The following is a 21,168-nucleotide window of genomic DNA, read 5'->3' as shown; positions in this document are numbered from 1 at the left end:
ACTCATGGACCGCCGCATTTTCGGGCTGGAGAACGAGTACGGCGTCACGTGCACGTTCAGGGGACAGCGCCGCCTGTCGCCTGACGAGGTGGCGCGGTACCTCTTCCGCCGTGTCGTGTCATGGGGCCGCAGCAGCAATGTCTTTCTGCGAAACGGCGCCCGGCTCTATCTCGACGTGGGGTCACATCCGGAATACGCGACACCCGAATGTGACAACGTGATCGAACTGGTCACCCACGACAAGGCCGGCGAGCGCATTCTGGAAGGACTCCTGGTAGACGCGGAACGACGCCTGCACGAGGAGGGAATCGCGGGCGACGTCTACCTCTTCAAGAACAACACCGACTCGGCGGGCAACTCCTACGGCTGCCACGAGAACTATCTGGTGGCGCGGCACGGGGAGTTCTCCCGGCTCGCGGACATCCTCATTCCGTTCCTGGTCACGCGCCAGCTGCTGTGTGGCGCGGGCAAGGTCCTGCAGACGCCGCGCGGGGCCGTGTACTGCGTCAGCCAGCGGGCCGAGCACATCTGGGAGGGCGTCTCCTCGGCGACGACCCGCTCGCGGCCCATCATCAACACGCGGGACGAACCTCACGCGGACGCCGAGCGCTACCGCCGGCTGCACGTCATCGTCGGCGACTCGAACATGTCCGAGACGACCATGATGCTCAAGGTCGGCGCCACCGACCTGGTCCTGCGCATGATCGAGGCCGGCACGGTGATGCGCGACCTCACCCTGGAGAACCCGATCCGGGCGATCCGCGAGGTCAGCCACGACATCACCGGCCGCCGCAAGGTGCGCCTGGCCAGCGGCCGGGAGGCCTCGGCGCTGGAGGTGCAGCGCGAGTACTACGAGAAGGCCGTGGACTTCTGCGAGCGCCGCGGCATCCGCAGCGGCACCGTTGAGCAGGTCCTGGAGCTGTGGGGCCGCACACTGGACGCGATTGAGACCGAGGACCTCGACCGCATCGGCACCGAGATCGACTGGGTTATGAAGTACAAGCTCATCGAGCGGTACCGGGCCAAGCACAACATGACCATGTCCCACCCGCGGGTCGCCCAGATAGACCTCGCCTACCACGACATCCACCGTCGTCGTGGTCTGTACTACCTGCTGGAGAAGAAGGGCCAAGCCACTCGGATCTGCAACGACTTGAAGATCTTCGAGGGCAAGTCGGTGCCGCCGCAGACCACTCGGGCGCGGCTGCGCGGTGACTTCATCCGGCGGGCCCAGGAACAGCGGCGGGACTTCACCGTCGACTGGGTCCACCTCAAGCTCAACGACCAGGCCCAGCGCACGGTGTTGTGCAAGGACCCGTTCCGTTCCGTGGACGACCGGGTGGAGAAGCTCATCGCCGGAATGTGAGACACAGGTTCCGCACGGATCCCCCACTGCCGCATTCGCTCGAGCGGGGGGAGCCTATCGGAACGCAACACGGGCGCCGTACGTTCTCCGTACGGCGCCCTTCTCACGCCGTAGAGTTGCGCGCACGCCATCAACAAGATCGACCGATTACGAGGCCCCCACCGTGCGCCGACGCTCTCTTCTTCTTTCCGTACCCGCGGGACTGGTCACGCTGGCCGCATGCGGCAACGACAAGACCGACTCGAGCAAGGCCAGCGACAGCGCGTCGCCCTCGGCCTCGGCCTCGGCCCCGTCCGCCGCGCCGCCGCCGAAGATCGTCTCCGGCCCGCTGCCGGCCATCACCGCGGGCACGAAGTTCGGTGAGAAGCCGACAGTCGCCAAGGGCAGCGGGGGGCCGTCGAAGGACCTCGCCGTCAAGACGGTGATCGCGGGCAGCGGCCGTACGGTGGCGGAGAACGACTTCGTTCAGGCGCACTACCTGGGCCAGATCTGGGACACCGGCAAGGTCTTCGACAACTCCTACGACCGCAAGACGCCCCTGCTCATCCAGCTCTCCCAGGGCAGCATCATCGACGGCTGGCGGTACGGCCTGGCGGGCAGGAAGGTCGGCAGCCGGGTCGAGCTGGCCGTGCCGCCGACCTGGGGCTACGGCACGCAGGGCAATGCGCAGGCGGGCATCAAGGGAACCGACACCCTGGTCTTCGTCATCGACCTGCAGAACACCTTCAACGCCAAGAGCTCCGCCCAGGGCAAGGCCGTCGCGCAGAGCGACGCCGACCTGCCGAAGGTCGGCACCAACACCGACGGCAAGGCCCCCTCCATCGAGATCCCGAAGAAGACCGCGCCGAAGAAGCTCGTCTCGACCTACGTCCTCGAGGGCGACGGCGACGAGGTCAAGGCGGACCAGACCATTTTGTGCCAGTTCAAGGGCGTGGTCTGGGACAGCGGAAAGACGTTCGAGTCGACGTACGACCAGGGACGGCTGAGCCAGTTCTCCGTGCAGCAGATGCAGCGCATCCTCAAGGGGCTGGCGCAGGGCCTGACCGGCAAGAAGGTGGGCAGCCGGATCCTGATCGTCGTACCCCCGGAGCTGGGCTACGGCGACAACCCGCCGAGCGGCGGCGTGATCAAGAAGGGCTCCACCCTGGTGTTCTCCGTGGACATCCTGGCGGCGCTGTAGCGCGGCGGCGCGTCCTCCCGCCGCAGGCGCGACCCCGCCGGGGATGCAAGACTGTCCGCGTTGTCTTGTCGTAGACGAGCAGGAGCTTAAGTCGTGAGCATCGAGAAGCCCGAGATCGACTTCCCGGGCGGTGAGCCCCCGGCGGACCTCGAGATCAAGGACATCTGGGAGGGCGACGGTCCGGAGGCCAAGGCGGGCGACACCGTCTCCGTCCACTACGTCGGCGTGGCTTTCTCCACCGGCGAGGAGTTCGACGCGTCCTGGAACCGCGGCACGCCGCTCCGCTTCCAGCTGGGCGTCGGCCAGGTCATCGCCGGCTGGGACCGGGGCGTGCAGGGCATGAAGGTCGGGGGCCGTCGCCAGCTGATCATCCCCCCGCACCTCGCCTACGGCGACCGCGGCGCCGGCGGCCGCATCAAGCCCGGTGAGACGCTGATCTTCGTCTGCGACCTGGTCGCGGTCTGATCCTCGTCGTCCAGCGGATTCAGAGGATCGGGTCGCGGCCCGATCGCCCTACGGACTCCGTACGGCGTCCGACCGGATCCGATCACCTGGGGCCCATGCCTGTTCGGGCATGGGCCCTCGGCTTTTGCCGCCCCGCTCCGGAGAGGTACGGTCATCGGTCGTAAGCACCATAAGGAAGGCGAAGGGCGTCGATGGCCATTGCCAAGGCCGAGCGGCTGATGAACCTGGCGCTGTGTCTGCTCGGGACTCGGCGGCCGCTCAGCAAGCGCGAGCTGCGGGAGTCCATCGAGGCCTACCTCGAAGCCGGGAGTGACGACTCCTTCAACCGCATGTTCGAGCGGGACAAGGATGATCTGCGCGAGCTCGGGCTGGTCATCGAGACCGTCGAGAACCTCGACGGCGAGGTCGGCTACCTGGCCCGTCGCGACAGCAACCGCCTCCCGCCCATCACCCTCGACGCCGAAGAGGCCGCCGCCCTGGGCCTCGCCGCCAAGGTGTGGCAGCAGGCCCGCCTCGCCGGCGCGGCCAGTGGCGCCCTGCAGAAGCTGCGCGCGGCCGGACTGCCCGAGGACGTCGACCCGTACGAGGCCCACGGCGCCCTGGAGCCGCGCATCCCGGTGCACGAGGCCGCCTTCGAGCCGCTGATGCTCGCCTGCCGCGACCGCCGCCCGGTCGTCTTCGACTACCGCAAGGGCACCGCCGCCCACCCGGAGACCCGGCACGTCGAGCCCTGGGCGCTGGAGTGCTGGCGGGGCCACTGGTACCTGGCCGGCTGGGACCGCGACCGCGGCGCCGAGCGCGTCTTCCGGCTGTCCCGGATCACCGGCAAGGTCCGCACCCGGGGAGCCGGCTTCACTGCCCCCGTCCCCGACGTCGTCACCGTCCGTGAGACCGTCGCCAGCTGGGCGGGCGAGACCGCCGACCGCTCCGCGCGGATCCGGCTGCGCGCGGGCGCGGGGTACCCCCTTCGGGTGAAGGCCACCTCGGTACGGGAACTCGGCGACGGCTGGGACGAGTTGGAGATTCCGTACGGGCACGGGCTGGACGCCTGGCTGGTGGAGTTCGGTCCCGACGTGGTGGTCCTCGAGCCCGCAGAGCTGCGGGCCGACGTGGTGGACCGGCTGCGTGCCGTGGCCAAGGGCTGAGGGGGAGCGAGCAACACAGTGGCAGGCAAACCGGTCAGGCCCGTCAACGCCATCGACCAGACCCGGCGGATGCTCTCCCTGGTGACGTATCTCAGGGAGCGCCCCGGTGCCCGGGTCGAGGACGTCGCGCGCGCCTTCGGCATCACCGAGGACGAGCTGGTCTCCGACCTCGACGTGCTGCCCATGTGCGGCACCAGCTTCCGCGGGGGCGACCTGCTCGACATCGACACCGACGGCGAGCGCATCTGGTGGCACAACCCCGCTGCCCTCGGGGCAGAAGCAGCCGAGCCGCTGCGCCTGGCCGCCGACGAGGCGACCGCCCTGCTGGTGGCCGCCCGCGCCGTGGCCACGCTGCCCGGTCTGCGCGAGAGCGACCGCCAGGCCCTGCTGCGGGCGACGGCCAAGGTGGAGGCCGCGGCCGGAGAGGCGGCCGGCGCCAGCTCCCGGCTGTCGGTGACCTTCGAGTCCGAGGGCGGCGTCTTCGCGGACGTCGACCGGGCGATCTCCGAGCGCCGCCGCCTGTGGATCCGCTACTACTCGCCCGCGCGCGACGAGGTCACCGAGCGCGAGATCGACCCCATCCGCCTGGTCAGCGTCGGCCACACGTATGTGGAGGCCTGGTGCCGCCGCTCCGAGGCGCGCCGCACCTTTCGGCTCGACCGGGTCGCTGAGATCAGGATCCTCGACGAGCCGTCGGCGCCGCCCGAGATGGAACTGCGTGACCTGTCGGAGGCGCTGGTCCAGCCGGCCGCCGAGGACCCGGAGGTCATCGTCGAGGTCGGCCCGGGCGGCCGCTGGGTCGCCGAGTACTACCCCCACGACAGCGCGGATGAGCTTCCCGACGGCGGGCTGCGTATTACTCTGCGCACCCCCGATCCGGCGTCGCTGCGGCGCCTGGCCCTGCGGCTCGGGCGCGACGGGCGGATCGTCGCGCCGCGTGAGCTGGTCGACAGCGCCCGGCAGGCGGCGCGCGAGGCCCTGGCGGCGTACGACGGCATCGAGGCCGCCGAGGACGTCACGGCACAGGGCGCCCGGGGAAAGCACTCGGTTCACGACGGGCTGTACGACAGGCAGGAGCAGGGGCTTTGAGCGAGTCGGCGACGTCTGGTGTGCGGGGGATGTCGGTGGCGGCCGCTTTCTCCGGGATGAGGAGCGTGGCTCCGGTGGTGTTCCGGGCGGGCTGCCCCGACTGCCGGGGTCGCTTCGAGCTCGCCGCGAGCGCGCTGCGCCTCGCCATCGGCGCCACCAGCCGAACCACCTTCTACTCCTTCACCTGCCCCGACTGTGGTGCGTCGGTGCGCAAGCCCGCCGGCGAGCGGATCGTGGAGCTGCTCACCGGCGGTGGGGTCAGGACCCTGCGGCTGCACTCCACCCTCTAGGCTCGGGGTCATGTTCTGGCCGATGTTCGCGGTAGCCGCGGGTTTCCTGGGTCTCGCCGTCCTCGGCGTGCTCGCCGTCCGGGTCTTCGTGGAGGCGCAACGGCTCGGGAAGCAGGTCTCCGAGTCGGCGCGCCGTATCAACAGGGCGGCCGAGGATCTGGAGCGGGCGACCGTGAGCGCGGCCCGGTCCGTGGAGTCGCTGTGAGTGCCGCTGAGGAAGTCCTGTGAGTCCTGCGCGGCATGCGCTTTGGACCACTTCGCCCTGTCAAGTTGCCGCTTCGGACAGGTACGCTGCTGGTCGCGGCCCGGAAAACGAGGCCCGGGCCGCGGACGGGAGTACGCACGGGGATTGCTTCGCGTTCACCCCTGAGCGTTACGATCGCTGCCAGCACGATCGATCGGACAAATGTCCGACTGGTCGGACAGCATCCCACCCAGCCGCCTCGGTGAGAAGGTAAAGACTTATGTTCGGAAGGCTCGGAGCCCCCGAGATCATTCTCATCCTCGTCGTCATCGTCCTGCTGTTCGGCGCGAAGAAGCTTCCGGACATCGCCCGCTCGCTCGGCAAGTCCGCGCGCATCCTCAAGAGTGAGGCCAAGGCGATGAAGGAGGAGGACCACACCTCCGCCCCGGCGTCCGGCAGCAACGAGGAGCCCCCCGCGCAGCGCACCATCCAGGCCGCCCCCGGTGACGTGACGAGCTCGCGCCCGGTCAACGAGCCGACGGACACGACCAAGCGCTGACGCACGGCCGGACACCTCCGGCCTGCCGCACGAGATGAGGACGTGGGTTGCTCAAGCCTGCCCGCAAGAAGGAGAAGGATCCGGAGGGGCGGATGCCCCTTGCGGATCACCTTCGTGAGCTCCGCAACCGGCTCGCGAAGGCGATGCTGGCCATCGTCGTGGTGACGATCGTCGCCGCCTTCTTCTACAACGACGTCATCAACTTCCTCACCAAGCCGATCCTCGACTCGGTCGGCTGTGGGAGGACCTTCGAAGAGCTGGCGAAGGCGCACGACCACGCGCACCAGTGCGCGCGGATCACGATCAACGGTCTGCTCGCCCCCTTCACGCTGGCCCTGCAGGTCTCGCTGATGGCCGGCGTCGTCTTCGCCTCGCCGATCTGGCTCTACCAGCTGTGGGCGTTCGTCGCCCCGGGTCTGCACAGGCACGAGAGGAAGTACGCCTACGCCTTCGTCGGCACGGGTGTCCCGCTCTTCCTCGGCGGTGCCTTCTTCGCCTACAAGGTGCTGCCCACCACGGCGAAGGTGCTCATCGACTTCACTCCGAACGGCGTCGACAACCTGCTGCCGCTCGACGACCTGCTCCAGCTCGTCACGCGCATGGTGATCGTCTTCGGGCTCTCCTTCGAGCTGCCCCTGCTGCTGATCATGCTCAACCTGAGCGGGGTGCTCAGCGGCAGGCGCATGCTCGGCTGGTGGCGCGGCATGATCCTGGGCATCACGGTCTTCGCGGCCGTCGCCACGCCCAGCACCGACCCCCTCTCCATGCTGGCGCTCGCCGGACCGATCTGGGTGCTGTACTTCGGCGCGGTCGCCTTCTCGCTGCTCAACGACCGCCGCAGGCGCCGCCGCGAGGAGGAGGGCCCCGCCGACGACGAGGCCTCCGACCTCGACCTCACGCCCGAGGACATCGGCGACATCGAGCCCGTCACCGCCGGCCCCGCCCTGCCGGAGCAGGCGAGCACGGACCGGGTCAACGGCTACGACGACGTCACCTGACCGGTTCCCGGCCCCCGGGCACCGTAAGAAACCGGTTCCCGGCCCCGGGTACACGTAAGAAACACGTGAGAGGTGCCCCGTCCTGACGACGGAGGCACCTCTTGTCGTCCCGCCCGGCCGGGCGCACCCCCGGGCCGCCGATCCGCACAATGATCGTCCTGTTGTCAGTGCGGCCCGGTACGCTCGAAAGCACGATGACTCAGGACCTCTCACCGGCCGAGCGGTACGCTGCAGCCCGCAGGCGCGCTGCCGAGCAGGCCACCGCGCTCGCCTCCTTCCGCGAGATGTACGACTTCGGCCTCGACCCCTTCCAGATCGAGGCCTGCCAGGCACTCGAGGCGGGGAAGGGCGTGCTGGTCGCCGCGCCCACCGGCTCCGGTAAGACGATCGTGGGCGAGTTCGCCGTCCACCTCGCCCTCCAGCAGGGCAGGAAGTGCTTCTACACGACCCCCATCAAGGCACTGTCGAACCAGAAGTACTCCGACCTGTGCCGTCGCTACGGCAGCGGCAAGGTCGGCCTCCTCACCGGCGACAACAGCATCAACCCCGACGCCCCGGTGGTCGTGATGACCACAGAGGTGCTGCGGAACATGCTGTACGCCGGCTCCCAGACCCTCCTCGGCCTCGGCTACGTGGTCATGGACGAGGTGCACTACCTCTCCGACCGCTTCCGCGGCGCCGTCTGGGAGGAAGTGATCATCCACCTCCCCGAATCCGTGACCCTGGTGTCCCTGTCGGCGACCGTGTCGAACGCCGAGGAGTTCGGCGACTGGCTCGACACGGTCCGCGGCGACACGGAGGTGATCGTCTCCGAGCACCGGCCCGTGCCGCTGTTCCAGCACGTGCTCGCCGGGCGCCGGATGTACGACCTGTTCGAGGAGGGCGAGGGCCACAAGAAGGCGGTCAACCCCGACCTCATGCGCATGGCCCGCATGGAGGCCAGCCGCCCGTCGTCCATGGACCGCCGGCGCGGCCGCGCCATGCGCGAGGCCGAGCGCGAGCGCGAGCGCAGACAGCGCTCCCGGATCTGGACGCCGAGCCGTCCCGAGGTCATCGAGCGGCTCGACGCCGAGGGCCTGCTGCCCGCGATCACGTTCATCTTCAGCCGCGCCGCCTGCGAGGCCGCCGTCCAGCAGTGCCTGTACGCGGGCCTCAGGCTCAACGACGAGGAGGCACGCGAACGGGTCCGCGCCCTCGTCGAGGAGCGCACCGCCTCCATCCCGCCGGAGGACCTGCACGTCCTCGGCTACTACGAGTGGCTGGAGGGCCTGGAGCGCGGTATCGCCGCCCACCACGCGGGCATGCTGCCGACGTTCAAGGAGGTCGTCGAGGAGCTGTTCGTCCGCGGCCTGGTGAAGGCGGTCTTCGCCACCGAGACCCTCGCGCTCGGCATCAACATGCCCGCCCGCTCCGTGGTGTTGGAAAAGCTCGTCAAGTGGAACGGCGAGCAGCACGCCGACATCACCCCCGGCGAGTACACGCAGCTGACCGGCCGGGCCGGCCGGCGCGGCATCGACGTCGAGGGCCATGCGGTGGTGCTGTGGCAGCGCGGCATGAACCCCGAGCACCTGGCGGGTCTGGCCGGCACACGCACGTACCCGCTGCGCTCCAGCTTCAAGCCGTCGTACAACATGGCGGTCAACCTGGTCGAGCAGTTCGGCCGGCACCGCTCGCGCGAGCTGCTGGAGACGTCCTTCGCGCAGTTCCAGGCCGATAAGTCGGTCGTCGGGATCTCCCGGCAGGTGCAGCGCAACGAGGAGGGACTGGAGGGCTACAAGGCCTCCATGACCTGCCACCTCGGCGACTTCGAGGAGTACGCGCGGCTGCGCCGCGAACTCAAGGACCGCGAGACCGAGCTGGCCCGGCAGGGCGCCGCCCAGCGGCGCGCCGAGGCCGCCGTCGCCCTGGAGAAGCTCAAGCCCGGAGACGTCATCCACGTCCCCACCGGCAAGTACGCGGGCCTGGCGCTGGTCCTGGACCCGGGCCTGCCGGCCGGCCGCGTGGGCGGCCACCGCGGCCTGGAGTACCACGACGGCCCGCGCCCGCTGGTGCTGACCGCCGAGCGGCAGGTCAAGCGGCTTGCGTTCATCGACTTCCCGGTGCCCGTCGAGCCGCTGGAGCGGATGCGGATCCCGAAGTCCTTCAACCCGCGCTCGCCGCAGTCCCGCCGGGACCTCGCCTCCGCGCTGCGCACCAAGGCCGGGCACATCCCGCCGGAGCGGCACCGCAAGGGGCGGTCCCAGGCGGCCGACGACCGCGAGATCGCCCGGCTGCGCGCCGCGCTCCGCGCCCACCCCTGCCACGGGTGCAACGACCGTGAGGACCACGCCCGCTGGGCCGAGCGCTACTACCGGCTGCTGCGCGACACCAAGCAGCTGGAGCACCGCATCGAGGGCCGTACCAACACCATCGCCCGCACCTTCGACCGCATCGTCGCGCTCCTGACCGAGCTCGACTACCTGCGGGGCAACGAAGTGACCGAGCACGGCAAGCGGCTGGCGCGGCTGTACGGCGAACTGGACCTGCTCGCCAGCGAGTGTCTGCGCGAGCGCGTCTGGGAGGGACTCGCCCCGGCCGAACTCGCCGCGTGCGTGTCCGCGTTGGTGTACGAGGCGCGGGTCGGCGACGACGCCATGGCGCCCAAGCTGCCCTCGGGCAAGGCGAAGGCGGCGCTCGGCGAGATGGTCAGGATCTGGGGCCGCCTGGACGCCCTGGAGGAGGAGTTCCGCATCAAGCAGACCGAGGGCGTCGGCCAGCGCGAGCCCGACCTCGGCTTCGCCTGGGCCGCGTACATGTGGGCGTCCGGCAAGGGCCTCGACGAGGTGCTGCGCGAGGCGGAGATGCCGGCCGGCGACTTCGTGCGCTGGTGCAAGCAGGTCATCGACGTCCTCGGCCAGATCGCGGCCGCCGCTCCCACGGAGGGTTCGACAGTCGCGAAGAACGCCCGTAAGGCGGTGGACGGGCTGTTGCGGGGGGTTGTGGCCTACTCGTCGGTGGGCTGACCCTGCGCCTGAGAGCTCGGTTCGGCAGGTGGGTCGGCGGCTGCGGCTGGTGTTCGGCCGGTCGCGCAGTTACCCGCGCCCCTTTGGGGCGCGCTGTCCCACTCAGCGGTTCGGATGCGCCCGCCAGCCCCCGTACGACGAGATGTCCTGCGACCCCGTGAGGGCGCCGGGCTCGCACAGGAAGCCGGGGACCCGGGTGCCGTCGGCCAGTTCCACGCTGCCCAGCGTCATGGGGCGGGGGAGCGTGGCCAGCAGGCGGCCCAGGCCCTCCGCCGGGAGGCGCCAGACCTCCGTCTCGATCGCGGCGCCGCCCTCGCCGACGTGGACCGGGCCGGGCTTCGGCGGGGTCGTCGGCAGGGCGTGCAGGCGGTAGACGGGGGCCGTCGCGGTCGTACGCCCGAGGCGGGCGCCCAGGGCGAGGAGCTGCCGGTTGAGGGGCTGGCCCGTCAGATGCGCGCCGACCACCGCGAGGCTCGTCTCCGGCTCCAGGGCGCGGGCGATCCGGGCCAGCCGTTCGTCCGTGAACGCCGGGCCGATCAGCATCACGCCGAAGGGCAGGCCGTTCACCTCGCCCGCCGGGACGGCGACCGCGGCCAGGTCGAAGAGGTTCGTGGAGTGGGTGAAGCGGCCCAGGCGGGCGTTCGCCCCCAGCGGGTCGGCGGCCACTTCGGCGAGGGCGGAGTGGCCCGGCGTGGTCGGGAGCAGCAGGGCGTCCGCGTCGGCCAGTTCGGCGAGGGCGCGGGCGCGCAGGCCGGCCAGGCGGTCCTGATCGGCGAAGAGCTGGTGGGCCGGGATCTCACGGGCGCGGGTGATGATGCCGGCGACGATCGGGCCGAGCCCCTCGCCGCCCTCGGAGATCACCTTGTCGACAAAGCTCCCCACGGCGGTGTACTCACGGTCGCCGCGGAATTGTTCACCACGCGCGGGTACGCCGCGACCACCACCCGGGCCATCGCCGAGCGCGCAGGGATGCGGCAGGCGTCGATGTACCACTACGTCACCGGCAAGGAGGAGTTGCTCGCCGCGCTGCTGGAGTCCACGGTCACGCCCTCCCTGACGTACGCCCGGGAACTGCTCGCCGACGACACGACCCCGGCCGAGGACCGGCTGTGGGAACTGTGCCGCACCGACGTGGAGCTGCTGTGCGGCGGACCGCACAACCTCGGCGGGCTCTACCTGCTGCCCGAGGTGCGCGCCGAGCGGTTTGCGGGTTCCACGCCGTGCGGGCCGAACTCAAGGACGCCTACCGGCAGTTGCTCGCCGCGACGGCCGCGGGCGGCGCGCTCGCCAAGAGCCGGCGAGACCTGCGCACCGACCTGGTCTTCGGGCTCATCGAGGGCGTCATCCTCGTCCACCGCTCCGACCCCGAGCGGCCCGTCGCGGAGTTCGCCCGGGCCACCGCCGACGCGGCCCTGCGCATCGCGGGGACCTGAGCCGGGTCACGGCGGCCCCCCGGAGCGGCACCACTCGTTCACCCGTCACGGTGAGTGTTCCTCGCACGCCCGTACGTCGTGACACGCCGTGTGCGAACAGAGCCTGAGCGTGCAAATGGGGCCGAGCGTACTCCTGTGGCGCCCCCGATTCAGGTGCTTGCTGAATATGACATGGCGATGATCCGGTCGGACTAAGCTCGCCCGCGGCGCACCGAGTTGAGATGTATTCGTGCGCTTGTTCCCAAAAATGCCGAAAATCCAGACAGTTCCATGACATACCCCCGGCAAGCTCCCCCGAACCCCAGCCGATTCGTCTCAGAGGGCTTACATGGTGAGTGTTCAATCGCCCCCCGGTGGCCGTGAACTTCCTTACACGCGCGTGCTGTTGCTGCCGGCCATGCTGATGGCGGCGGCGACCGGAGCCGCCGTCGCCTTGGTGACGGACTCGGCCCGCCTCGCCGTCGGTTGCTGTGGCGCCGTCGCCACGCTGCTGGTGCTCGCCACGGCCGCCGAAGCGGTGCGCCGCGGACGCACCATCCAGGACCAGCGGGCGGAACACGCCCGTCACACCGCGTATCTGGAGCGGCGCATCGCCGCCCACGACGAGGAGATCGTCCGCCTCGGATCGGAGATCATCCCCGCCGCGCTCCACCAACTGCGCTGCGGCAATTCACCCATGGAGGTGATGCGCGACGTCATCGACGCCGACCCCGAGCGGCGTCAGATTCCCGAGTCGCAGCGTTCGGTGGTGCGGACGATGCTGAAGATCGTGGACCAGGAAGAGGCCCTGCGTGACTCCACGGAGCGCTCCTTCGTCAGCATCGCCCGGCGCGTCCAGGCGATCGTGCACCAACAGGCCAAGGAACTCCGGGAGATGGAGGAGGACCACGGCCGCAGCCCCGAGGTCTTCGACGACCTGCTGCGCATCGACCACGGCACCGCGCTGATCGGCCGCCTGGCCGACTCCATCTCCGTCCTCGGCGGTGGACGCCCCGGACGCCAGTGGCCCAACCCGGTCACCCTCTACAGCGTGCTGCGCGGCGCCATGTCCCGCATCCTGGAGTACCGCCGCATCGAGCTGCACTCCATCGCCAAGGTCAACATCAAGGGCACCCACGTCGAGCCGGTCATCCACGCCGCGGCCGAACTCCTCGACAACGCCACCCGCTACTCGCCGCCGCAGACCAAGGTGCACGTCACCGCAGTCGAGGTGCAGACCGGCGTCGCCATCGAGATCGAGGACGGCGGCGTCAGCCTCAGCGAGGAGGCCCGCACCCGGATCGAGACCATGCTGGAGCGCGCCAAGGCCGGCGTCGACCTGCAGGAACTCGGCGAGAGCCCCCGTCTGGGCCTGGCCGTCGTGGGCCGGCTGTGCTCGACGTACAACATGCAGGTCTCCCTGCGGGCCTCCGCGTACGGCGGTGTCCGCGCCGTCCTCGTCGTGCCGAGCGACATGATGACCACCGAGCCCGCCCCCGGACTCGCCCACGGCATCGGCGCCACCGCCATCCCCAAGCCCGAACCCGGCGCGCTGGAGGGCCCCAAGCGCGCGCCCAAGCGCCGCCGCCCCACCAGCCCGCGCATCCCCACCTCGGTGTCCATGGAGGACGACGTCCCCGAGGTCACCGAGTGGACGGCGAACGGTCTGCCGCAGCGCCGCAGCCGGGTCAAGACCCCGCTGAGCCAGCGCATCGCCGAGCAGGCCGCCGCCGAGCGCGCCGAACGGGAGGGCCGGTCCGTCTGGGGCGCGCCCGAACCCGAACCCGAGCCGAAGGAGAAGGAACCCGAACCGGGGCTGTGGGTCGAGGCCTTCTGGGACGGACTCAAACGCGACAACCCCGGACCGGACCCGACCGCGTTCACGCAGGACCCGACCGCATTCACCCACCTGATCAACAAGCCGGCCGGCGGCGAGGCCGACGACGAGGGGGACCTCAAGTGATCCAGCAGCGAGCCAACTTCGACTGGATGCTCAAGGAGCTCCACGACGGCGTACCGGGCATCGAGATGATCGTGGTGCTCTCGGCCGACGGACTGCGCATCGCCCGCTACGGCGGCGACCCGGACACAGCCGACCGGGTCGCCGCGGCCTGCGCGGGACTGCAGAGCCTCGCGAGCGCCGTCGCCATCGAGATCCCGGACAGCGACGGCCGGATGAAGCTGGTCATCATCGAGATCAACGGTGGCTACTTCTACCTCATGTCCGCCGGCGCCAACGCCTACCTCGCGGTGCTCGCCGACGTGCGGACCGAACCCGGCCTCATGGGCAACCGCATGCGTGACCTCGTGGTCCGCATCGGCGCCCATCTGACCAGTCCGCCCCGGCGGAACGGGCAGACCGTATGACTCCTCCGCGACGCCAGAGGCGCTACCCCAAGCACGAACCGACGCCGCCCCCGAAACCCGTCAAGCAGGGCGAGGAGAAGAACCCCGAGCGACTGTACGTGGTTGCCGGCGCGGCCGAGGACGGTGCCCGCGCCGCCCTCGACCTGGTGACGCTGATCGTGGCGCGCGCCGATCCACCGCCGTCCGCCACGCCGGAACAGGCGGCGCTGCTCCGGCTCTGCACGGCCCCCCTGTCCGTGGCCGAGCTGTCGGCCTACCTCAACCTGCCGTTCAGCGCGATGACCGTCCTGCTCACCGAGCTGCTCACGGCCGAACTGGTACAGGCGCGCGCCCCGATCGTCCGCCAGGCGGTTCCCGACCGTTCCCTCCTCGAAGCGGTGATGCATGGACTTCAAAGGCTCTGACACCATCCCCGGTCCACGGACGGAGGACCATCTGCCGCACACGGCCCAGGCCGCGGTGAAGATCGTCGTCGTCGGTGGTTTCGGGGTCGGCAAGACGACCATGGTCGGCTCGGTCAGCGAGATCAGGCCGCTGACCACCGAGGAGACCATGACACAGGCCGGCATCGGGGTGGACGACAACTACGGCTCCGAGTCCAAGACGGCCACCACCGTGGCGATGGACTTCGGCCGCATCAGCATTACGGACCAGCTGGTGCTCTACCTCTTCGGCACCCCCGGCCAGGAGCGCTTCTGGTTCCTGTGGAACGGGCTGTTCGAGGGCGCGCTCGGCGCGGTCGTCCTGGTCGACACCTGCCGTCTGGAGGTCAGCTTCGACGTCATCGGGCGGCTGGAGGAGCGCGGCGTGCCCTTCGTCGTCGCTGTCAACTCCTTCCCGGACGCGCCCCGTTACGCGATCTCGGAGCTGCGCACGGCGCTCGACCTGGCCGAGGAGATCCCGATGGTCGAGTGCGACGTGCGCCGCCGGGCCTCCAGCCGGGACGTCCTGATGACCCTGATGCGCTTCCTGCACTCCCTCGCCATGACGGGCTCGCTCACCTGACCTCCGGCCGCACCGCCCCCGACTCACCCCGCATTCACTTCTGTCCCGAAAGCGACCACTGTGACGCCTGAACCCCACTCCCTGACCGGTCCGGACGACCTCACCCTCGACCCGCCCCCCGGCTGCCCGGCGCACGGCATCGGGCCCGGGGGACTGCACCGGCTGTACGAGGCGGAGGACCTTGAAGCGCTGTACGAGAAACTCCGTGCGCAGCACGGCCCGGTGGCGCCCGTGCTGCTCCACGACGACGTGCCGATGTGGGTGGTCCTCGGCCACACCGAGAACCTGCACATGGTGCGCACGCCCTCCCAGTACACCCGGGACAGCCGCATCTGGACCCCGCTCAAGGACGGCATGGTCAAGCCCGACCACCCGCTCATGCCGCACATCGCCTGGCAGCCCATCTGCTCCCACGCCGAGGGCGACGAGCACAAGCGGCTGCGCGGCGCGGTCACCGGCGCCATGTCGACCATCGACCACCGCGGCCTGCGCCGCCACATCGGCCGCTCCAGCCAGCGCCTCGTCAACCGGTTCTGCGAGGACGGCCGCGCTGACCTCGTCGACCAGTTCGCCGAGCACCTGCCGATGGCGGTGATGTGCGAGGTCCTCGGCATGCCCGAGGAGTACAACGACCGCATCGTGCAGGCCGCCCGCGACATGCTCAAGGGCACCGAGACCGCCATCGCCAGCAACGAGTACATCATGGGCTGCCTGCTGCGGCTCGCCGCCCGACGCCGTGCCCGGCCCGAGGAGGACTTCACCAGTCACCTCATCAACCACCCGGCCCGGCTGACCGACGACGAGATCGGCCAGCACCTGCGGGTCGTCCTCATCGCCGCCTACGAGGCCACCGCCAACCTCCTCGCCAACGTGCTGCGCCGGGTGCTCACCGAGCCGGGCTTCCGCGCCCAGCTCAACGGCGGGCAGATGACCGTGCCGGAGGCGGTCGAGCAGTCACTGTGGGACGAGCCGCCGTTCGGCACCGTCCTCGGCTACTTCGCCAAGCAGGAGACGGAACTGGGCGGCCAGCGCATCCGCAAGGGTGACGGGCTGCTGTTCGGCATCGCGCCGGGCAACGTCGACCCGCGGGTCCGCCCCGACCTCTCGGCCGACATGCAGGGCAACCGGTCCCACCTCGCCTTCGGCGGCGGCCCGCATGAGTGCCCCGGCCAGGACATCGGCCGCGCCATCGCCGACGTCGGCGTCGACGCGCTGCTGATGCGGCTGCCGGACGTCCAGCTCGACTGCGACGAGGAGGAGCTGCGCTGGACGGAGTCGATCGCCTCGCGTCACCTGGTGGAGCTGCCGGTGCGGTTCACGCCGAGGCCGCCGCAGGACGTGACGGCGAAGCCGAGCCACGCCCCCGTTCCGGTGCCACAGCAGCGCGTCACCTGGGAGGTCGGCACCACCCCGCCCAAGTCCGCCTCCGCGTCCTCCTCTGAGCCCCCGGCCTCGCCCGAGCAGGGAGGCACCCCCAAACCGCAGCCGACGGCGACGCAGCAGCCCGAGGTGGCACCGGCCGGCGCAGCCGGCGCCGGGGCGGCCCGCCCCGAGGGCGCCTGGCAGCGCTTCCTGCGCTGGTGGCGCGGCTACTGACCGGCCCACTCTCCGTAGGAGGACCAGGCCTGGAGGGTCCGCCCGCTCCGGAACCGGTGCTCCGCCCCCGTGACCGGGTCGGTGAACTCCAGCGCCCGCGCCAGCAGTTGCAGCGGACGCCGGAAGTCACCGGCCGGCACGGGGCCGGTCACCACCGGATAGAGCGGATCGCCGAGGATCGGCACGCCCAGTGCGTTCATGTGCACCCGCAGCTGGTGCGTCTGCCCGGTGCCGGGCACCAGCCGGTACCGCGCGAGCCCGTCCGCACGGTGCTCGACCAGCTCCACCCGGGTGACCGCGTTCGGCTCGCCCGCCACCTCCCGGGCGGTCAGCACTCCGCGCTCCTTCACGATCCGGCTGCGCACCGTCCGCGGCAGGGCGAGGGCAGGGTCGTACGGCGCCACGGCCTCGTACTCCTTGCGCACCCGCCGGTCGCGGAACAGCGTCTGGTACACGCCGCGCTCCTCGGGCCGCACCGTGAACAGCACCAGCCCCGCGGTGAGCCGGTCGAGGCGGTGCGCGGCGGTGAGCGTCGGGATCCCCAGCTCCCGCCGCAGCCGCGCCAGCGCCGTCTCGGCGACGTGCGCGCCGCGCGGGGTGGTGGCGAGGAAGTGCGGCTTGTCGACGACGACGAGGTGCTCGTCGCGGTGGACGACCTCCAGCGGGAACGGCACGGGCACCTCGTCGGGCAGCTCCCGATGGAACCACACGTACATCCCCGGCTCGTACGGCGCGTCGGGCGCCACGGCCCGCCCGTCGGCCCGGACGATGTGCCCCGCGTCGAGCATCGCCTCGACCGCCCCGGGCCCCGCTCCCGACAGCCGCTCCACCAGATGCTCGCGCACGGTGGCCCACGGCCCGTCGACGGGCAGCCGCACCCGCACCGGGTCCACCCCGTGGCGCTGGGGCAGGGGAGAGGGCGGGGTGCGGGTCTTGCGTCTCATCAGCGCCAAGCGTAGGCGCTACGCCGGAACCGCTTTCGGGGCCTGCGCCTCCACCACCGCCGTACGCGCCTTGTATGTCCGGTAGGCCGCCCCCGCCGCGACCGTCACCCCGAGGAACAGCACCGTGAACCACTGGAAGTACCAGTGCCCGCCCGCCGGGTCGTACACAGCCGCGCGCGGCCAGGCGAGGTTGACCGTCACGAGCAGGCCGTAGAGCAGGGCGAGGGCGTTGACCGGGCCGCCCCAGCGGCCCAGCGAGAAGAGGGGGCGCCCGTCTCGTCGGTGCCCTGCGCGGTGAACTCGCCGCGCAGGCGGCGCACCAGCAGCGGACCGGTCACCATCGCGTACGCCAGGTACAGCACATCACGATGCAGGTGGTGCCGATGGCCAGGAACGCATCGGGGGAGGCGAAGTTGAGCAGCAGCAGGGCCGCCGCGAGCACGCCGACCACCACGGCGGGGGCGCCGGGCATGCCGGTGCGCGGGTTGACCCGGGCGAGGCGGCGGGCGAAGGGCAGCTGCCCGTCGTGGGCCATGGAGAACAGCATCCGGCAGGCCGCCGTCTGGATCGCGAGCGTCGCCACAGCGATCGCCACCACCACGTCGGCCAGCAGCACGCGGCCGACCCCGTCGCCCAGGCTGCTGGTGAGCACGTAACTGAGTCCCTCGACCGCCGGGTGCCCGTCGGTGAGGCTGGGCGCGGCGACCAGGCCGCGGAGGATGACCAGGCCGCCGAGCAGACCGGCCGCGCCGAGCGCGGTCAGGATCGTGCGGGGCGCGGTGCGCCGCGGGTGGTGGGTCTCCTCGCTCATCTCGCCCGCGCTGTCGAGGCCGATCATCACGTACGCCGCCGTGAAGGAGCCGACGAGCAGCGCGCCGAACAGGCCGGTGCCGGCGCCGCCCGTGGTGTGGAAGGTGATGCCGGGGGAGCGCTCGGAGTGGCTGAGCAGCAGCAGGATGATCAGGACCGCTCCGATGATCTCGGCAGTGACGCCGATCCGGTTGATCACGGACATCACGCGGTTGTCCACGAGGTTCACCAGGGTGGTCAGCACCAGCAGGATCACGCCGAGGACCGCCGCGTTGGCCGCGCCATCCGGCGACGTGGGCGAGGGATCCCCGCCCACCAGCTGGAAGCCCGACCAGAGCGCCGGCAGCACCATCTGCAGCGCCAGCGCGGCCGCGGCGACCACCACGATCTGCCCGATCACCATGATCCAGTCGGCGAACCAGCCGAAGGTGGCGTTCGTCAGCCGCGACGACCACTGGTGGATGGCGCCCGAGATCGGATAGCGCGCGGCCAGCTCCGCGAAACAGGCGGCGAGATGCCCTCCTGGATGCGGCACATCGCCGACTTCAACCCGTGCAACTGGGCGATGGTGGCGGGCCGTTCGGCGATGTCCGAGCACCCCGACTGGGGCGTCGTGCTCAGCCGGGGTGTTGCTCTTGTGGGTCTTGCGGTGGTCGCGGTGTGGCTGTCGATCCGGACGTTCCGGTCGTACCAGCGGGTCGGTGTGAGCACGCGAAAGCGGCGGCACCCTTCGAGGTGCCGCCGCTTCGCTCGGCTCATGCGGCCGGCGCCGCGCTCGCCGCGCCCTCCTGCTCCGCATCGACGCGCGCGTTCCACTCCCGCTTGGAGGCCTGCCAGCCGTCCTCGTCGTGGCCGAGCCGCCAGTAACCGGAGATCGACAGGTCCTCGCGCGGGACGGCGTGCTCGACCCGCAGCAGCCGGCGCAGCTCCTTCACGAAACCGGCCTCGCCGTGCACGAAGGCGTGCACCCGGCCCTCGGGGAACTCCAGCGCCCGTACGGCCTCCACCAGCGCCTGGCCGATCGGCCGGTCCCCGCGGTGCAGCCAGACCACCGCCACGTCGGAGTCGATCTTCTGTTCCTCCTCCGGGTCGGCGACCTCGATGAAGGCGTGGGCCGTGGCGCCCTCGGGCAGCGCCTCCAGGGAGCGGGCGATCGCGGGCAGGGCGCTCTCGTCACCGGCGAGCAGATGCCAGTCGGCGGCCGCGTCCGGGGCGTAGGCGCCGCCGGGGCCCATGAACCGCACGGTCTCGCCCGGTTGGACCCGCAGCGACCACGGTCCCGCCAGGCCCTCGTCGCCGTGGACGACGAAGTCCAGGGTCAGTTCACGGTGTTCGGGGTCCCAGGCGCGCACGGTGTACGTCCGGGTCACCGGCCACTGCTCGCGCGGGAACTCCTCGCGGATCCGCTGCATGTCGAAGGGCTCGGGGTAGGTGACGCCCTCGGCCGGGAACAGCAGCTTCACATAGTGGTCCGTGCACGTGTCGGCCGAGAAGCCGGCCAGGCCCTCGCCACCGAGCACCACGCGCTGCATGCGCGGGGTCAGCCGTTCGGTGCGGACGACCTGCGCGGAGTGAGCCTTTCGCGGCTTGCGCGCCGGACGTTCTGCCATGACGGCCTCCCTGGTCCCGTGCTTAGGCTTACCTAAGTTAGCACCTTCCCTCAGTTAACACCTCTCCCATGAAGACTTCATGAGCGCGCGTCGGCGGAATCGTCACGTCCCGAGCGTGGTGAGCAGCCGCTGCAGGGAACCCCCCAGTCCCCAGCGGGTCGCCAGCTCCTCCAGCGCCGCCGGATCGCGCGGGGTGCGGGGCAGCGTCGTGTCGACGTCCGGCAGCGGGACGTCGGCCGCAACGCGCACGACCTTCGGCGCCACCGCGAGGTACGGCCGCGCCTCGTCGAGCCGCTTGCGCTGCGATGGCGTCAGCTTGGACTTCGGGTCGTCGACGGCCGCCATGATCCCGGCCAGGTCGCCGAACTCGGCGAGCAGTCTGGCCGCCGTCTTCTCCCCGATGCCGGGCACGCCCGGCAGTCCGTCGCTGGGGTCGCCGCGCAGCAGCGCCAGATCCGCGTACCCGCTGCCGTCGACCCCATACTTCGCGCGCAACGCCGCCTCGTCGGTGGCCTGCAGCGTGCCGACGCCCTTGACCGGGTACAGCACGCGCACCCCGCGTGCGTCGTCCACCAACTGGTACAGGTCCCGGTCGCCGGTGACGATGTCGACCGGGCCCTTGGCCCGCGCGGTGAACGTGCCGATCACGTCGTCCGCCTCGTACCCCGCGACGCCCACGCGCGCGATCCCGACGGCGTCGAGGACGGCCTCGATGACCGGGACCTGCGGGGAAAGCGTGTCCGGCACCTCCTCCTCGTCCGGGCCCGTCTCGTGCTCCTCGGCGACGCGGTGCGCCTTGTAGGAGGGGATGAGCTCGACCCGCCACCGCGGCCGCCAGTCCGCGTCCATGCACGCCACCAGGTGATCGGGCCGGTGGTCCTTGACCAGGCGGTCGATGAAGTCGAGCAGCCCGCGCACGGCGTTCACCGGCGTGCCGTCCGGGGCCCTGATCGACTCCGGGACGCCGAAGTAGGCGCGGAAGTACAGGGAGGCGGTGTCGAGGAGCATTAGTCGTCCGGTCACGCCTCGCATCATGCCGCACGGTACCGACAGTCACCCGTCCGGCACGAACGCGGACGTTCTGTGCGGTACCCGTGAGCGGTGTGTGTGAACCGGGCCACTGATGCGTTTGACCAGGAGACACCT

The 21,168-nt window shown here is 70.9% G+C and carries 18 protein-coding genes and 4 pseudogenes; 17 read left to right on the top strand and 5 right to left on the bottom strand.

What is annotated here, in order from left to right; genetic code table 11:
• Window positions 1-4 precede the first annotated feature (4 nt).
• The 10 genes from pafA to ABZV31_RS13145 all read left to right on the top strand — a co-directional run bounded on the left by pafA (window position 5) and on the right by ABZV31_RS13145 (window position 10,278).
• The gene (gene pafA, locus ABZV31_RS13190; protein WP_355892153.1) at window positions 5-1,366 is read left to right on the top strand and encodes a Pup--protein ligase; all 1,362 of its coding nucleotides are present in this window, start codon (window positions 5-7) and stop codon (window positions 1,364-1,366) included.
• Window positions 1,367-1,529: 163 nt separating this feature from the next.
• Entirely contained in the window at window positions 1,530-2,546 is a 1,017-nt protein-coding gene (locus ABZV31_RS13185; protein WP_355892151.1) for an FKBP-type peptidyl-prolyl cis-trans isomerase, read from the top strand.
• 93 nt (window positions 2,547-2,639) lie between these two features.
• Entirely contained in the window at window positions 2,640-3,011 is a 372-nt protein-coding gene (locus tag ABZV31_RS13180; RefSeq protein ID WP_355892148.1) for an FKBP-type peptidyl-prolyl cis-trans isomerase, read from the top strand.
• Between the two features lie 191 nt (window positions 3,012-3,202).
• The gene (locus ABZV31_RS13175) at window positions 3,203-4,156 is read left to right on the top strand and encodes a WYL domain-containing protein (RefSeq protein WP_355892145.1); all 954 of its coding nucleotides are present in this window, start codon (window positions 3,203-3,205) and stop codon (window positions 4,154-4,156) included.
• A gap of 18 nt (window positions 4,157-4,174) precedes the next feature.
• Window positions 4,175-5,245 (top strand): WYL domain-containing protein, encoded by a 1,071-nt coding sequence (locus ABZV31_RS13170; protein WP_355892142.1) that lies wholly within the window; start codon window positions 4,175-4,177, stop codon window positions 5,243-5,245.
• A complete protein-coding gene (locus ABZV31_RS13165) occupies window positions 5,242-5,535 on the top strand; it encodes a hypothetical protein (RefSeq protein WP_355892139.1) in 294 nt (97 codons plus the stop codon). Before ABZV31_RS13170 ends, ABZV31_RS13165 begins: the two co-directional genes overlap by 4 nt.
• Window positions 5,536-5,545: 10 nt before the next feature.
• Window positions 5,546-5,740, top strand: coding sequence for a hypothetical protein (locus tag ABZV31_RS13160; RefSeq protein ID WP_355892136.1), 195 nt, complete (start codon window positions 5,546-5,548; stop codon window positions 5,738-5,740).
• A gap of 259 nt (window positions 5,741-5,999) precedes the next feature.
• Window positions 6,000-6,278: a Sec-independent protein translocase subunit TatA gene (gene tatA, locus ABZV31_RS13155; protein ID WP_355892133.1), complete on the top strand. Its 279-nt coding sequence runs from the start codon at window positions 6,000-6,002 to the stop codon at window positions 6,276-6,278.
• Window positions 6,279-6,325: 47 nt separating this feature from the next.
• A complete protein-coding gene (gene tatC / locus ABZV31_RS13150) occupies window positions 6,326-7,276 on the top strand; it encodes a twin-arginine translocase subunit TatC (protein WP_355892130.1) in 951 nt (316 codons plus the stop codon).
• Window positions 7,277-7,425: 149 nt separating this feature from the next.
• A complete protein-coding gene (locus ABZV31_RS13145; RefSeq protein ID WP_355892453.1) occupies window positions 7,426-10,278 on the top strand; it encodes a DEAD/DEAH box helicase in 2,853 nt (950 codons plus the stop codon).
• Window positions 10,279-10,380: 102 nt separating this feature from the next.
• Here the strand turns inward: ABZV31_RS13145 and ABZV31_RS13140 are convergent.
• A pseudogene (locus ABZV31_RS13140) lies at window positions 10,381-11,178 on the bottom strand (amidase family protein); the annotation flags it as partial.
• 9 nt (window positions 11,179-11,187) lie between these two features.
• On the opposite strand from ABZV31_RS13140, the pseudogene ABZV31_RS13135 reads away from it, so the two are divergent.
• The 6 genes and pseudogenes from ABZV31_RS13135 to ABZV31_RS13110 all read left to right on the top strand — a co-directional run bounded on the left by ABZV31_RS13135 (window position 11,188) and on the right by ABZV31_RS13110 (window position 16,658).
• Window positions 11,188-11,711: pseudogene (locus ABZV31_RS13135) on the top strand (helix-turn-helix domain-containing protein).
• Between the two features lie 328 nt (window positions 11,712-12,039).
• Window positions 12,040-13,653, top strand: a complete 1,614-nt coding sequence (locus ABZV31_RS13130; RefSeq protein ID WP_355892127.1) for an ATP-binding protein — start codon at window positions 12,040-12,042, stop codon at window positions 13,651-13,653.
• On the top strand, window positions 13,650-14,057 hold the full coding sequence (locus ABZV31_RS13125) for a roadblock/LC7 domain-containing protein (RefSeq protein WP_355892124.1): 408 nt from the start codon (window positions 13,650-13,652) through the stop codon (window positions 14,055-14,057). The genes ABZV31_RS13130 and ABZV31_RS13125 overlap by 4 nt, the downstream gene beginning before the upstream one ends.
• On the top strand, window positions 14,054-14,461 hold the full coding sequence (locus ABZV31_RS13120; RefSeq protein WP_355892121.1) for a DUF742 domain-containing protein: 408 nt from the start codon (window positions 14,054-14,056) through the stop codon (window positions 14,459-14,461). The genes ABZV31_RS13125 and ABZV31_RS13120 overlap by 4 nt, the downstream gene beginning before the upstream one ends.
• Window positions 14,442-15,062, top strand: a complete 621-nt coding sequence (locus ABZV31_RS13115) for an ATP/GTP-binding protein (protein WP_355892118.1) — start codon at window positions 14,442-14,444, stop codon at window positions 15,060-15,062. The genes ABZV31_RS13120 and ABZV31_RS13115 overlap by 20 nt, the downstream gene beginning before the upstream one ends.
• A gap of 60 nt (window positions 15,063-15,122) precedes the next feature.
• Window positions 15,123-16,658, top strand: a complete 1,536-nt coding sequence (locus tag ABZV31_RS13110) for a cytochrome P450 (RefSeq protein WP_355892115.1) — start codon at window positions 15,123-15,125, stop codon at window positions 16,656-16,658.
• Here the strand turns inward: ABZV31_RS13110 and ABZV31_RS13105 are convergent.
• Together ABZV31_RS13105 and ABZV31_RS13100 are read right to left on the bottom strand one after the other, a co-directional pair.
• Entirely contained in the window at window positions 16,652-17,602 is a 951-nt protein-coding gene (locus tag ABZV31_RS13105; protein WP_355892112.1) for an RluA family pseudouridine synthase, read from the bottom strand. The two genes, ABZV31_RS13110 and ABZV31_RS13105, sit on opposite strands and share 7 nt — an antisense overlap.
• Window positions 17,603-17,620: 18 nt before the next feature.
• A pseudogene (locus ABZV31_RS13100) lies at window positions 17,621-18,926 on the bottom strand (amino acid permease); the annotation flags it as partial.
• Here ABZV31_RS13100 and ABZV31_RS13095 point away from each other — a divergent pair.
• A pseudogene (locus ABZV31_RS13095) lies at window positions 18,927-19,109 on the top strand (ABC transporter permease); the annotation flags it as partial.
• Between the two features lie 58 nt (window positions 19,110-19,167).
• On the opposite strand, the gene ABZV31_RS13090 reads toward ABZV31_RS13095, so the two are convergent.
• A complete protein-coding gene (locus ABZV31_RS13090) occupies window positions 19,168-20,022 on the bottom strand; it encodes a siderophore-interacting protein (RefSeq protein ID WP_355892110.1) in 855 nt (284 codons plus the stop codon).
• A 102-nt stretch (window positions 20,023-20,124) separates the two neighbouring features.
• Window positions 20,125-21,054 (bottom strand): 5'-3' exonuclease, encoded by a 930-nt coding sequence (locus ABZV31_RS13085; protein WP_355892450.1) that lies wholly within the window; start codon window positions 21,052-21,054, stop codon window positions 20,125-20,127.
• Window positions 21,055-21,168 lie beyond the last annotated feature (114 nt).

Source organism: Streptomyces sp. NPDC005202 (assembly GCF_040608235.1).
Taxonomy (GTDB): Bacteria; Actinomycetota; Actinomycetes; order Streptomycetales; family Streptomycetaceae; genus Streptomyces.
This window is presented reverse-complemented; position numbering and strand designations above follow the sequence as displayed.